The organism is Cytobacillus oceanisediminis 2691 (assembly GCF_000294775.2).
GTDB classification, from domain to species: Bacteria; Bacillota; Bacilli; order Bacillales; family Cytobacillaceae; genus Cytobacillus; species Cytobacillus pseudoceanisediminis.
The window spans coordinates 4831734-4845962 of record NZ_CP015506.1 but is presented as its reverse complement, the minus strand read 5'-3'; the positions used below and the strand labels follow the sequence as shown (position 1 = coordinate 4845962).

At 42.6% G+C, this 14229-nt stretch carries 13 protein-coding genes; 12 read left to right on the top strand and 1 reads right to left on the bottom strand.

What is annotated here, in order from left to right:
• Positions 1-113: 113 nt before the first annotated feature.
• From A361_RS24315 to A361_RS24290, 6 genes are all read left to right on the top strand, one after another.
• Positions 114-1289, top strand: coding sequence for an NAD(P)/FAD-dependent oxidoreductase (locus tag A361_RS24315; RefSeq protein ID WP_009331834.1), 1176 nt, complete (start codon positions 114-116; stop codon positions 1287-1289).
• Positions 1289-2326: a proline racemase family protein gene (locus A361_RS24310; RefSeq protein ID WP_019383308.1), complete on the top strand. Its 1038-nt coding sequence runs from the start codon at positions 1289-1291 to the stop codon at positions 2324-2326. The genes A361_RS24315 and A361_RS24310 overlap by 1 nt, the downstream gene beginning before the upstream one ends.
• Positions 2323-3276 (top strand): proline racemase family protein, encoded by a 954-nt coding sequence (locus A361_RS24305; RefSeq protein ID WP_019383307.1) that lies wholly within the window; start codon positions 2323-2325, stop codon positions 3274-3276. The genes A361_RS24310 and A361_RS24305 overlap by 4 nt, the downstream gene beginning before the upstream one ends.
• A gap of 31 nt (positions 3277-3307) precedes the next feature.
• Positions 3308-4201, top strand: coding sequence for a 4-hydroxy-tetrahydrodipicolinate synthase (gene dapA / locus A361_RS24300; RefSeq protein ID WP_019383306.1), 894 nt, complete (start codon positions 3308-3310; stop codon positions 4199-4201).
• Between the two features lie 20 nt (positions 4202-4221).
• Positions 4222-5724, top strand: a complete 1503-nt coding sequence (locus tag A361_RS24295) for an aldehyde dehydrogenase family protein (RefSeq protein WP_019383305.1) — start codon at positions 4222-4224, stop codon at positions 5722-5724.
• Between the two features lie 164 nt (positions 5725-5888).
• On the top strand, positions 5889-7352 hold the full coding sequence (locus A361_RS24290) for an alanine/glycine:cation symporter family protein (protein WP_009331829.1): 1464 nt from the start codon (positions 5889-5891) through the stop codon (positions 7350-7352).
• Here the strand turns inward: A361_RS24290 and A361_RS24285 are convergent.
• Positions 7329-7814 (bottom strand): hypothetical protein, encoded by a 486-nt coding sequence (locus A361_RS24285; RefSeq protein ID WP_019383304.1) that lies wholly within the window; start codon positions 7812-7814, stop codon positions 7329-7331. The two genes, A361_RS24290 and A361_RS24285, sit on opposite strands and share 24 nt — an antisense overlap.
• A gap of 14 nt (positions 7815-7828) precedes the next feature.
• Here A361_RS24285 and A361_RS24280 point away from each other — a divergent pair, with 14 nt between their 5' ends.
• The 6 genes from A361_RS24280 to whiA all read left to right on the top strand — a co-directional run bounded on the left by A361_RS24280 (position 7829) and on the right by whiA (position 14217).
• On the top strand, positions 7829-9328 hold the full coding sequence (locus A361_RS24280) for a tetratricopeptide repeat protein (protein WP_019383303.1): 1500 nt from the start codon (positions 7829-7831) through the stop codon (positions 9326-9328).
• A gap of 129 nt (positions 9329-9457) precedes the next feature.
• Positions 9458-10408: a thioredoxin-disulfide reductase gene (trxB, locus tag A361_RS24275; RefSeq protein ID WP_019383302.1), complete on the top strand. Its 951-nt coding sequence runs from the start codon at positions 9458-9460 to the stop codon at positions 10406-10408.
• A gap of 384 nt (positions 10409-10792) precedes the next feature.
• The gene (locus A361_RS24270; protein WP_019383301.1) at positions 10793-11251 is read left to right on the top strand and encodes an 8-oxo-dGTP diphosphatase; all 459 of its coding nucleotides are present in this window, start codon (positions 10793-10795) and stop codon (positions 11249-11251) included.
• A gap of 28 nt (positions 11252-11279) precedes the next feature.
• Complete coding sequence (gene rapZ / locus A361_RS24265; protein WP_009331825.1) at positions 11280-12173, top strand: RNase adapter RapZ; 894 nt, start codon at positions 11280-11282, stop codon at positions 12171-12173.
• The gene (locus A361_RS24260; RefSeq protein WP_009331824.1) at positions 12170-13147 is read left to right on the top strand and encodes a gluconeogenesis factor YvcK family protein; all 978 of its coding nucleotides are present in this window, start codon (positions 12170-12172) and stop codon (positions 13145-13147) included. The genes rapZ and A361_RS24260 overlap by 4 nt, the downstream gene beginning before the upstream one ends.
• Before the next feature lie 119 nt (positions 13148-13266).
• Entirely contained in the window at positions 13267-14217 is a 951-nt protein-coding gene (whiA, locus tag A361_RS24255; RefSeq protein WP_009331823.1) for a DNA-binding protein WhiA, read from the top strand.
• Positions 14218-14229: the final 12 nt, after the last annotated feature.

Genomic DNA, 14229 nt, shown 5'->3' with positions numbered 1-14229 from the left:
TTGGGTTAGCAGCAAAATTATTAGAAGGTTCTTATTTCTGCGTAAGATATAAAAAGTTGGCATGTTATTTGCATTAATAAAATGATGTAACAAGACGAAGGGAAGTTGGTTTTGTGAAATATCATTGTGACGTTTTGGTTATAGGCGGGGGAATCATAGGCTGTGCAATTGCCTATTATACTTCTAAATCTGGAAGAAATGTAACAGTTATTGAAAAAGGTGAATTTGTCAGTGGCACGTCTTCCCGCTGTGACGGAAATATTTTAGCTATTGATAAAGATCCTGGCTTCGATAGTCAAATGTCACTTGTCAGTCAGAAATTAGTAGATGAATTAAGCAGAGAATTGAAACAGCCTTTTGAATATCGGGCTCCCGGAAGCATCCTTGTATGCGAGACAGAAGAAGAGATGGAAGCAGCACAAAAGTGGGTTGACCGTCAGAGTGAGGCCGGCTTGCCGTTCAGGATGCTGGACAGACAGGACATCCGCCAAGACTCCAAGTATTTTGCTGATGATTTATTAGGCGGCTTAGAGTGTGCAACAGATTCTACAGTCAATCCATATCTACTTGCCTTTAACCTTCTTGAGGGGGCAAAGGAGATGGGCGCTAAAGCCCATAAACAAACTGAGGTTACCGGAATGAGAAGGAAGACGGACGGTACATTTAGCGTTGAAACATCCAATGGGACCTTCACCGCTAACTATGTCATTAATGCGGCAGGTGTATGGGCTCCATATATCGGTGAGATGCTGGACTTGTCTATTCCAATTAAACCAAGAAAAGGCCACATTATGGTCGCATCACGCCAGGATTTTGTTGGGCCAAGAAAAGTCATGGAATTTGGCTATTTAATATCAAAATTTGGCGGCAAGCGCCAGGTTGACCCGATTACTGAAAAATACGGAGTAGCACTTGTTTTTGAACCGACTGAAAGTCAAAACTTCCTGATTGGAAGCAGCCGTGAATTTGTTGGGTTTAATACAAAAATCAATAATGAAATTATTAAATGCATTGCCAATAGGGCCATTAGATTCTATCCGAAAATGGCTGACATGATGGTCATACGTACTTATGCTGGCTTACGGCCCTGGACGGAGGATCACTTGCCAATTGTGTCAGAAGTGGAAGGAATTCCTAACTATTATATTGCAGCCGGTCATGAGGGAGACGGAATTAGCCTTGCCGCTGTTACTGGAAAAGTGATAGAGGAAATGCTTAATGAAAAGGAAACTTGCATCCCAATTGAACCGCTGAGATTTTCTCGATTTAAGGAAAGGGTGAGGAGCTGATGAAAGCAAATCGGGTTTTTACAACCATTGATACACACACGGGCGGAAATCCGACAAGGACATTGATTAGTGGACTCCCAGTACTAAAAGGAGCGACAATGTCCGAAAAAATGCTTCATATGCAAAAGGAATATGATTGGATTCGTAAGCTCCTGATGAATGAACCAAGAGGGCATGATGTAATGTCAGGAGTACTTTTAACAGACCCATGTCATCCGGAAGCAGATATCGGTGTTATATATATCGAAACCGGCGGATATTTGCCAATGTGCGGCCATGACACAATCGGAGTTTGTACAGCATTAGTGGAAGCAGGGCTATTCCCTGCTCAGGAGCCAGTTACTACCATCAGGATTGATACACCAGCAGGTCTTGTTAAGGCAGAGATTAAGGTAGAGAACGGTAAAGCAAAAGAGGTTTCCTTCTGTAATGTCCCTGCGTTCCTGTTAAAGAGTGTCTCTGTTGAAGTTGAGGGAATCGGAACCGTTGATGCAGACATTGCTTATGGGGGCAACTTCTATGGAATCATTAATGCCCAATCTGTTGGATTAGAACTGACACCGGAGAATGCTTCAACAATCATTGAAAAAGCTATCAAAATTAGGAATACAATTAACGAAAAAACGGATGTCATTCATCCGCAATATCCATTTATTCGCGGTTTGACCCATATTGAATTTTTCACTGTGCCAACCCATGAAGAAGCTGATGTAAAAAATACAGTTGTTGTCCCTCCAGGCGGGATTGATCGTTCACCATGCGGTACAGGTACTTCGGCCAAATTATCTGTCCTCTATGCCAAAAAGGAGATTGGTATCAAAGAAGAATTTGTACATGAGAGTATTGTCGGCTCTTTATTCCGCGGAGAAGTCCTTGAAACAGCAGATGTTCTGGGTGTGGAGGCTGTTATTACAAGAATCACTGGTTCAGCATGGCTAATGGGAATGCACCGGTTCTTTTATAACGAGGAGGATCCGCTTAAAGAAGGCTTCTTACTTATTCCCCCAATGAAACATGAAATGGAGGATGTGAAATGATAATTCAAAAGACGTATACAGCAACCGATGTACACGTAGCAGGTCAGGCTTATCGTATTGTTAAGGATGGACCATTTGTTCATTATCAAAGTATACAGGAGCTGAATGAGCAGTTTTCGGTTGCCTATCAGGAGGAAATTAAACTTCTATTAAATGAGCCCCGCGGATTTGCTGGATTAATGGGTTGTTTGATCGTCCCGCCTTTTAAAAGCGATGCCGATGCAGCTGTAATCTTTTTCGATCATTACGGAACCGTTCCGATGCAATATGGCGGAATTGTTGCTGTCATAACCGCATTGTTAGAGTGCGGCCAATTAAAGGCCAGGCCTTCAAATGTATACAGAATTGAAACAATTAACGGTGTTGTTTCTGTTACTGCAGCAATTAAAGACGGTGAAGTGAAATCAGTTAAGTTAAAAAGCGGGCCTTGCCAGGTTGTACAGGTCAATGCGCCGGTGTCTTATTTTGATTTAAATACCGAAGTATCTCTAGTCCAAGCCGATCATATTTATGCCATTTTTGATAAAGCAGAGCTGCCTTTTGAGATTGAGATGGAGAACCTTCCAGTTATTAATCAATGGGGGCAAAAGACGATTGAAGCATTAGAAGGCAAATATGCTTTCAGCAGAGTGATATTGCTGGATCATTCGCAAAAAAGTGAAGGCAAAATCAAAACGGTAACCTTCCGTCCGGATCGTTATATTGTGCGTTCTCCGGGATTTGGCACTCTGGCTGCCTGCAGTAGCTATTTATTAAGGAATGGCGATATATCTGCAGGCAGCCCAATTGAAAATAAAAGCCTTTTCAAAGGTAAATTAAGAGCCGAGTATTCAGCACAAATTGAAACCAGTTACGAGTTTTGTTTTTCAGCCCGCGGATTTATTACGGGTATGCAGACATATGTATTAGACCCGACAGATCCATTATTCGCAGGGTTTTTATTAAAATAAAAAACTATTAATTATAGGGAGGAAAATTAAAATGACTAGAATTAGAGGAGCTTATCCAGTATTAATTACACCAATGACACAGGAGCAGGAGATTGATTGGGGCGGTGTAAAGAATAATGTTAATTACTTTGTGGATCAAGGTGTGGCAGGTATCGTCATCAATGGGAGTACTGGTGAATTTGTCAGTCTATCAAGAGAAGAAAAATTCCAGATGGTAGAAACTGTTATGAAGGAAGTAAGCGGCCGCATCCCTGTTATTGTGGGGACAGCTGCTGAAACAACAAGGGAAACAATCGAGTATACAAAGCAAGCTGAAGTACATGGAGCGGATTGTGCTCTAATCATTAACCCTTTTTACATGAAGCCAAAGGAAAATGAAATCTACCATCATTTCAAAGAAGTATCTGGCAGTGTTAATCTTCCAATCATGCTTTATAACAACCCATTTACTTCTGGCGTTAATATGAGCGCAGATTTAATGCTTCAGATTGGCAAGGATTGTGAAAATGTAACTCATATTAAGGAATCAAGCGGTGAAATTGGCAAGGTAAGAGATCTTGCAAGAAAAGGAAAAGGAGACTTTGAAGTATTCTGCGGTGCTGAAGAGCTTGTAATGGAGTCTTACTTAGTTGGAGCAACCGGGTGGATTTCTGTTGCAGGAAATATTGTGCCAAAGCTGGTTACAGACATGTATAACCATTTCCAAAACGGTGAGTTAGAAGAAGCTTGGTCAATCAATGATCGTATTTTACCACTGTGCGCGTTCCTTGAAGGATCTGGAAAGTATGTGCAAATTGTGAAGAGAGCCATGGAATTAACCGGCCAGGCTGGCGGACCTGCGCGTTACCCTCGTCTAGGCCTATCACCTGAGGAGGATCAAAAGCTAAAAGACCTGCTTGCAAGTTTAGAGACAGTAAAAAACTAAAAAAGTGAAGGAGTGAGGATATGCAAGCGACAAAATACAATTTAAAACCGAAAGTTCAAGAATTCCTGGAAGGTGTGAAAGGGCTATATATTAACGGTAAATATGTACCGGCGATCAGTGGTAAAAGGTTTACCGTCGTTAATCCTGCAAACGAAGAGGTGATTGCAGAAGTAAGTGAAGCGCAAGAGGAAGATATTAACGCTGCGGTAGCTGCTGCAAGAAAAGCATTTGATGATGGCCAATGGACAAAAATGGATGCCGCTGAACGCTCCCGCCTAATCTATAAATTTGCGGATCTCTTAGAAGAAAATCGAGAGGAACTTGCACAACTGGAATCATTGGATAACGGAAAGCCCTATAAGGTCGCCTTGGCAGATGATGTCGACGGAACAATCCAGCATTTTAGATATTACGCAGGCTGGGCCACAAAAATATTTGGTAAGACAACTCAGGTTTCAAAGAATTATGTAACCTATACTGTACACGAGCCGGTTGGGGTTGTAGGCCAAATTATTCCATGGAACTTTCCGCTCGCCATGGCTGCCTGGAAGCTCGGATCTGCACTCGCAGTCGGCTGTACGGTTGTGATTAAACCGGCAACTGAAACACCATTATCTCTTCTCTACGCAGGAAAGCTATTCAAAGAAGCCGGGTTCCCGGATGGTGTTGTAAATATTGTGCCAGGAACGGGCAGGGTTGCGGGAGAAGCAATTACTGCACATAAAGATATCGATAAGGTAGCATTCACAGGATCAACTGCTGTCGGAAAAGAAGTAATGAAAAAAGCTGCAGATCAAATTAAAGGTGTTACGCTGGAGCTTGGCGGAAAATCGCCAGCCATTGTCTTAGATGATGCTAATCTTGAGGAAGCAATTGAAGGGGTATTTAACGGAACAATGTACAATCATGGGCAAAACTGCAGTGCTTGTACACGTGTATTTGTACAGAGAAACATATATGATCATGTAGTAAAAGCCTTAGCAGAACGAGCGAATGCAATGAAGTTAGGTGATGGAATGAACCCCGAAACGGAAATGGGCCCGCTTGTTTCAGCAAAACAGCATCAAACTGTTCTTAAGTATATTGAACAAGGGAAGAAAGAAGGGGCGCGTCTCGTGGCAGGGGGCGAAAAAGGATTTGAAAAAGGTTATTTTGTACAGCCAACCATTTTTGCTGATGTACAAGATCATATGGTTATTGCTCGTGAAGAAATCTTTGGTCCTGTCATGTCCATTTTCGTTTTCGATACGATTAATGAGGTCATTAAACGCGCGAACGATAGTGAATATGGCTTAGCTGCAAGTATCTGGACAGAAAGTATGAAAAAGGGACATTATATTGCAAGCAAGCTGCAATCAGGTACAGTCTGGATTAATGATTTTGGTCTTGAATGGGAAACTATGCCTTTCGGCGGCTACAAACAATCAGGCATCGGCCGCGAAATGGGTGGAGAATATGGCTTACAAAACTATACGGAAGTGAAAAGTGTATTTGTTAACATCAAGCATGATGAGAAATTTTAAGGAACAATTGGACAATCAATCCTGTGTACTAATTGGATGGGAGTGGGACAGCGTTTTGTTACAATGTCCCATTTTGCACACTTATATGTCTGAATATTATTAATATTATAAATTAAAACAGAAACGGAACTATCTACTTAAAGTTTGAAAATAGGTGGGATAATATGGAAGAATTAGTGAATAAAGCGTCGGGTTTAGTTTGGAGTCTTGGATTGGTAGCGTTCGCGCTTGGTGCTGGATTGTTCTTTTCCATTATGACACGTTTTGTGCAATTTAGATATTTTAAGGAAATGATTAAACTTCTTTTTGAAAAGGGTAACCCGGAATCAGGTGTATCCTCTTTCCAGGCATTTACAATGGCTTTAGCTGGCCGGGTCGGTATTGGCAATATCGCCGGGGTTGCTACTGCGATTGCATTCGGAGGTCCGGGAGCGGTTTTCTGGATGTGGATCATGGCTTTATTAGGTGGAGCAAGTGCTTTTATAGAATCTACTCTTGCTCAGGTCTATAAAGTAAAAGATGGTAATCAATACCGGGGCGGAACTCCTTATTTCATTGAAAAAGGTTTAAATATAAAATGGTTCGCGGTATTTGTTGCGATTGTTGTTACCCTCTGCTACGGAATTTTAGTTCCAGGTATTCAGGCAAATACGATTGCTGTTGGGTTCGAAAACACAATTGGCCTCAATAAAAGCATCACTGGAATCATTCTTGTTGTATTACTTGGCATCATTATATTTGGTGGCGTTAAGCGAATTGCTACTGTTTCGGAAAAAGTTGTCCCTTTTATGGCCTTAGGATATGTGGTTATTACTTTCGTTCTTTTATTTGCCAATGCAGCAGAAATTCCAGCCATGCTTTGGCTGATTATTTCAAGTGCATTTGGTGCAAATGAAATGTTTGGCGGTATTATCGGTGCAGCGATTGCATGGGGCGTTAAGAGAGCGGTATTCTCTAACGTTGCTGGTGTAGGGGAAGGAACTTATAGTTCAGCTGCAGCAGATGTATCCCATCCGGCAAAACAAGGTCTTGTTCAAGCATTCTCTGTTTATATTGATACTATCATTGTTTGCACAGCTACTGCACTTATGATTCTAATCACCGGTATGTACAGCGTTACACCAGAAGGAAAGCAACCGATTGTTGAGAACATCCCAGGTGTTGAAGCTGGACCAATGTGGACACAGGCGGCCGTTGAAAGCGTTATCCCTGGATTTGGCGGTTTTTTCGTAGCTATTGCTATCTTCTTCTTTGCCTTTACAACCCTGTTGGCTTACTACTATATTTCTGAAACAACCCTCGTTTACCTTGGCAGAAAGAGAAATCTAAAAGGGCTAAAAGCAGGCTTAATGATTCTTTTCTTAGGAATGATCTACTTAGGCAGTGTTGAAAATGCATCCCTATTATGGGCGCTCGGAGACTTTGGCTTCGGAAGTATGGCCTGGCTTAACTTAGTCGCTATTCTATTTTTGACTAAAACAGCCTTAAAAGTATTTAAAGATTATGAAGAACAGAAGAAAGCGGGCATTGAACCAGTCTTCGATCCTGTTAAACTTGGCATTAAAGGTGCTGATTTTTGGGAGGAGAAAGTGAAAGAAAGCAATTCAAAAGGCAAGAAGGTAATTTAAGTGCAGCCGGAAACAGAGAACACTTCCCGCTTTTACTTCTAAAATCCTTATTGCATGTGGTGGCAGCTTCTTCACCAACTGCTGGAGCCCAAATGGCCAGTACTCCAGGCTGTCACCATCTTTATGTTCAGCAACTAGATCCGAAACCCCACTTACAGATTCTGATTGCGAATAAGGACTTTCGGGAGCTCCTTCAACTGAAATCTCCATATATATCCAGAAGGTTATTCGATTCCCTAGAACCTCTCCCACACCGGCACCACCAAAGGCCGCTGCTATCACCCGGCGCGAAGCGAGCAGTTTATCTCCGAATTTAGCTCCCTTATTATACCACCGCAACAACCCTTTAAAACATAACCGCGATAAGATTTCCAATAAAAAATTCCGATGGGAAATAGTATTGTCATTTCTTCCCTTCTCCACAGGCTTGTTCGTGTGATATACTACTTTAGTTACTAACATTTATGGAGGATTTCATGAGTAAAGACTCTAAAGCTAGACACCAAAAGGGAAAGTTACTGTCATTTATCCCGAATGGTGAGTACTATTTTTCCAAAGGGATTAAGGCGTACCACCGCAGGGATTTTCATAAAGCAAAGAAATATTTAATGCGGGCGATGCAGCTTGAGCCGGGTGAACCGATGATTATCTGCCAGCTTGCAATTGTCCATTCAGAAATGGGTGAGTATCAGGAGTCGAATCAGCTGCTTCATATGATATTGGAAGAGCTTGATGAGGATATGGTGGAATGCCATTATTTCCTTGCCAACAACTATGCTCATATGGGCCTTTTCAAAGATGCTTACACGCATGCAAATACGTATCTGGATTTGGATCGGGACGGAGAGTTTACGGAAGATACAGAGGATCTGCTGGAACTTCTGACGCTTGAAGGGGAAGATTTGGATGATGAGCTCTACGAGCAGGATGACCTGATAACGAAACAGGAACACGCACGGGAATTGCTGGAGTCCGGTCATTTTCCAAAAGCGGTTGAGATACTGAACTCTGTGATTGATGAGTATCCGGAGTACTGGTCCGCATACAACAATTTGGCCTTGGCGTATTTTTACCTTGGAGAAGTGCAAAAGGCAGCAGATATTTTAGAGAAGGTGCTGGAAGAAAATCCGGGTAATCTGCACGCTTTGTGCAACAAGCTTGTCTTTGCTTTTTACGAGCGGGATTTCAGGCAGGTGCGCTTGTTGAAAGAGGCTCTGAAAAAAATTAAGCCGCTTTCAATTGAACATCAGTTCAAGCTTGGTGCCACTTTTGCTTTGACCGGCGAATATGAGGCTGCCTTTGCATGGCTTCGCAAGCTTCAAAAGAAAGGCTTTGAAGGGGACGGACCATTTTATTACTGGCTATCCTATTCCGCATATTTTACCGGACGTGAAGAAATGGCGAAATCAGCATGGAAGAAAGCCATTGAGATTAATCCGGAAAAAGAAGGTTTTGAGCCCTGGAACGATGAAAAAGTAACCAGCAGCGGCTTTGAAGACCATTATTCATCCATTCTAAAAAAGCTGGAAAGCGACTATATTGAAGAGCGGCTATTCGGCCTTTTCCTTACGTCAGTATCCAGCAGAAGAGATGAAATTTTGATCTCTGAAGCAATTGTACGAAACAATAAGTTTTCAGCTGTGGAGAAGGAATATCTCTCTTTTGTGAAAACAGACCAGGAAGCGCCTGCCCAGGTTCAGGCTGCGCATGAGACAGCTGAACTGTTTTATGAAAACTACCATCCGATTGGCACGGTGGAAGCCGGCCTATATTTAATGTGGTTTACCATTTTTGCTGAATTGACAAATAACTGCCAGAATATAAAAAACAATAAGGCTTGGGCTGCAGCAATTGAGTATGTCTGGCATAAGCTTCGAAACGAAAAGGTTTCCCAATCAAAAATTGCAGGAAGATACGGGATTTCCGCTTCAACGATGGGTAAATATGTAAAATCGGTGAACGACCGCCTTCAGTGAGCAGATGTATGGACGAAACACGCGCCAATTTTATAGGATAACAGTAAGAAGGTCATACTATAATATGCGTATTTATAGAGTGTTTTATTTAAAATACTGGATTTCTGATTACTGAAGGAGTGAATCGCTGTGACTGAAGAAAAAATTTATGATGTCATTATCGCTGGCGCAGGTCCGGCAGGGATGACGGCAGCTGTATATACATCTCGTGCAAATCTGTCTACACTAATGATTGAACGCGGTGTTCCTGGCGGACAAATGGCCAATACAGAAGAAGTTGAGAACTATCCTGGTTTTGACCATATTTTAGGTCCGGATTTATCCACCAAAATGTTCGATCATGCGAAGAAATTTGGCGCTGAATATGCGTATGGAGATATTAAAGAAATCATTGACGGCGAAGAATATAAAACTGTTATTGCTGGATCGAAGCAATATAAAGCACGCTCAGTAATTATTTCTGCTGGTGCCGAATACAAAAAGCTTGGCATTCCTGGTGAGAAAGAGCTTGGCGGACGCGGTGTATCCTATTGTGCAGTCTGTGATGGAGCATTCTTTAAAGGCAAAGAGCTTGTTGTAGTCGGCGGCGGTGACTCTGCTGTTGAGGAAGGCGTATATTTGACCCGTTTCGCCTCTAAGGTGACAATCGTTCATAGACGGGACCAGCTTCGTGCGCAGGCGATTCTTCAGCAGCGTGCGTTTGACAATGAAAAAATCGACTTTATCTGGAACACTACAGTGAAGGAAGTTAATGATAAGGACGGAAAAGTAGGCAGCGTAACGCTTGTGTCTACTGAAACAGGGGAAGAAAGAGATTTCAAAGCAGATGGTGTCTTCATCTATATCGGCATGGTTCCTCTTTCCAAGCCATTTGAAAGCCTTGGCATCACGAACAGCAATGGCTATATTGAAACAAACGACCGAATGGAAACAAGGGTGGAAGGCATTTTTGCAGCCGGAGATATCCGCGAAAAATCCCTTCGCCAAATCGTTACAGCAACAGGTGATGGAAGCATCGCTGCCCAAAGCGCCCAGCACTATGTTGAAGAATTGCAAGAACGCCTTAAAGTGAAGAAATAATGGGAACAGGCATATGGTCCTAGGGGCTGTATGCCTTTTATTTTAGTAAAAAAAGCCACTGGTTGAAAAGTTTTACAAAAAGTCATGTGGTTTTAATTCTCCTGTAACCTTCATGAAATAAATTTCGGGTAGTATAGGAATAGAAATTGACCCCCTTTTAAAGATATAATCCTTTTAAAGCACAGGCACATGCCTGTGCTCTTTTTTTGCATAAATACAGTATGTTTTGAAGAATGTTTTTTGGAAACCTGTATTCATTGTGGCTGTAAGCCAAAAATAGTATAATGAAATGAATAAGAAAAGAACGTTAGCCGGCCTTTACTTTAAGCGATTTCATGAAAAGGCGGCAGCGGTATGATTTCGGAAAATTAGAGGTGAAATGTGTTGCAGCGAGTCACGAACTGTGTGTTACTGAAAGACGATAAAGTATTGCTTTTACAGAAGCCGAGAAGAGGCTGGTGGGTGGCTCCGGGCGGAAAAATGGAGCCGGGTGAATCAGTGAGGGACTCGTGCATCCGTGAGTTCAGGGAAGAAACAGGCATTTATCTGCGAAATCCGAATATTAAAGGCATTTTTACGTTCATCATGAAGGATGGCGATAAGGTTGTACAGGAGTGGATGATGTTTACTTTCCTGGCTACAGCTTCTGATGGGCTGAACCTGGAGGAATCAGATGAAGGCAAACTTCGCTGGCATCCGTTTTCAGAGGTTAAGAATCTGCCGATGGCAGCCGGAGATTCACATATTTTGGAGTATATGATTCATGGACAGGGCATGATTTATGGAACGTTTACGTATACGCCTGATTTTGAACTGCTTAGTTACAGGCTGGATCCAAGCTGAATTTGACAGAAACAGGGGGAAATTATAAATGAGCACGGGTGCAGTTAATGATACTCAAATGGTGATTATTACGGGAATGTCAGGGGCAGGGAAAACAGTAGCCATCCAAAGCTTTGAAGATCTTGGCTTCTTCTGTGTAGACAACTTGCCGCCGACACTGTTGCCGAAATTCCTTGAACTTATGAAGGAATCAGGGAATAAAATGAATAAGGTGGCATTGGTGATGGATTTGCGCGGCCGTGAGTTTTTTGACCACTTATTTAAAGCGCTGGATGAATTATCCGAGACATCCTGGGTCACCCCGCAAATTTTATATCTTGATGCTGATGATTCGACGCTCGTCAGAAGATATAAAGAAACAAGACGATTCCATCCCCTTGCACCATCAGGATTACCTCTTGAAGGCATAAAGCTTGAACGGGAACTGCTTGAAGAATTAAAAGGCAGGGCCCAGCTTATTTATAACACATCACAAATGAAACCAAGGGAATTGCGAGAGAAAATTCTCACAGAATTCTCATTGAATAAGAAAACTATATTTACGGTTAACGTCATGTCTTTTGGCTTTAAGCATGGAATTCCAATTGATGCCGACCTGGTGTTCGATGTCCGGTTCCTTCCGAATCCGCATTATATTGAGCATATGAGGCCGAAGACAGGATTAGATGAAGAGGTATCCAGCTATGTGCTGAAATGGACTGAAACAAGTAAATTTCTCGAGAAGGTTACGGAGCTGCTGAGCTTCATGCTTCCGCATTATAAACGGGAAGGGAAAGCTCAATTGGTCGTTGCAATCGGCTGTACGGGAGGCCAGCATCGTTCGGTAGCGCTGACAGAGTATATTGCTGACTATTTCGGCAAGGATTACCATACGGCAATCACGCACCGTGACATCGAGAGGAGAAAGGAAAACATCAAATGAACCGACAGCCAAGAATCGTCATCATCGGTGGAGGAACAGGGCTGCCTGTCCTCTTAAGGGGATTGAAACAATTCCCTGTTGATATTACTGCCATTGTGACAGTTGCCGATGATGGCGGCAGTTCAGGAAGATTGAGAAATGATCTTCATATCCCGCCGCCCGGTGACATCCGCAATGTACTGGCAGCTCTTTCAGACGTGGAGCCGCTCATTGAGGAGATGTTCCAGCACCGCTTTGCGACATCCAATGAGTTATCCGGGCATTCGCTTGGCAATCTGATTCTAGCGGCCATGACCTCGATAACAGGAAACTTTGTTCATGCGATTCAGGAAATGAGCAAGGTGTTAAACGTAAGGGGAAAGGTATTGCCGGCTGCAAACCAGAGTGTGGTCCTTCATGCAGAAATGGAAGACGGGACCATAGTATCGGGAGAATCAAAGATTCCCTATTCCGGCAAAAAAATTAAACGGGTATTTTTAACCCCTAAAAATATCAAAGCCCTGCCTGAATCACTGCAGGCAATCAGACAGGCTGATATGATCATCATAGGGCCTGGAAGCTTATATACCAGTATTCTTCCAAACCTGCTTGTCCCTAGGCTGGGACGTGAGGTCTGTCATTCTAAGGCGAAAAAGGTGTATATATGCAATTTAATGACACAGGCAGGAGAGACGCTCGATTACACGGCAAGTGATCACGTAAAAGCATTGTATGATCATATGAGCTGTGCTTTTATCAATACCATTCTGGTAAACAATGAGGAAATTCCTCCTCATATTCAGGAGAGGTACAGCGAGGAAATGGCAAAGCCTGTTGTGTATGATACAGGTGCTCTTACCGAACTGGGCCTTGAAATAATGCACGGTGAAATTGTCAGCCACGAAGGCGGGATCATTCGCCATGATACAAAAGAAGTTGCCCAAATGCTATATAATTTACTTTTACATGAAACCAATAGGCGTTTTAACGCGTAGTATACAGGTGTGAAAGGGCTTTTGCCGGTAAAAAAATAAACTGTGCATACGTTTGCTCAGTAAAGAATATCTTTTTATATGCTACTGGCTTAGCGCTTTTGCGGATAGGAGGTGAAGGGATGTCTTTCGCTTCGGAAACGAAAAAAGAATTGACGAACCTGGAAATAAAAGACTGCTGCGGGAAGGCGGAATTGTCCGCCTTAATCAGGATGAATGGTTCACTTTCTTTTTCCAGCCGGAAATTGATTGTGGATATACAGACGGAGAATGCAGCAATTGCAAGAAGGATTTACACTCTGATTAAAAGGAATTACAACGTTCAGGTCGAGCTCCTGGTCCGGAAAAAAATGCGGCTGAAAAAGAACAATGTTTATATTGTCAGGCTAACGGAACAGGCCAGTATGATTCTTGATGATCTGAAAATTTTAAGCGAGGGATTCGTATTTACACACGATATTTCCAATGAGCTCATAAAAAAGAAATGCTGTAAGCGTTCTTATCTGCGCGGTGCATTCCTTGCCGGGGGATCGGTAAATAATCCGGAGACCTCCTCCTATCATTTGGAGATCTTTTCACTTTACAAGGAGCATAATGACTCCCTGTGTGAATTGATGAATACGTTCGGGCTGAACAGCAAAACGCTTGAACGGAAAAAAGGCTATATCACGTATTTAAAGGAAGCCGAAAAAATAACGGAGTTCCTAAATATTATCGGTGCACACGCAGCTCTGCTCCGGTTTGAAGACATCCGGATTGTCCGCGATATGCGAAACTCGGTCAACCGGCTCGTAAATTGTGAAACAGCGAACTTAAACAAAACAATTGGAGCTGCTTTGCGCCAGGTGGAAAATATCCGGTTCATCGATCAAACTGTCGGACTTCAGGTTCTTCCTGACAAACTGCGGGAAATTGCCGAATTGCGTGTAGCTTACCAGGATGTCACTTTAAAAGAGCTTGGGGAAATGGTCTCAGGCGGAAATATCAGTAAATCGGGTATTAATCACAGATTAAGAAAAATAGATGAAATCGCTGAGAAACTCCGGGCAGGCGACACTATAGATGCTCACTGATAGAGGGATCAG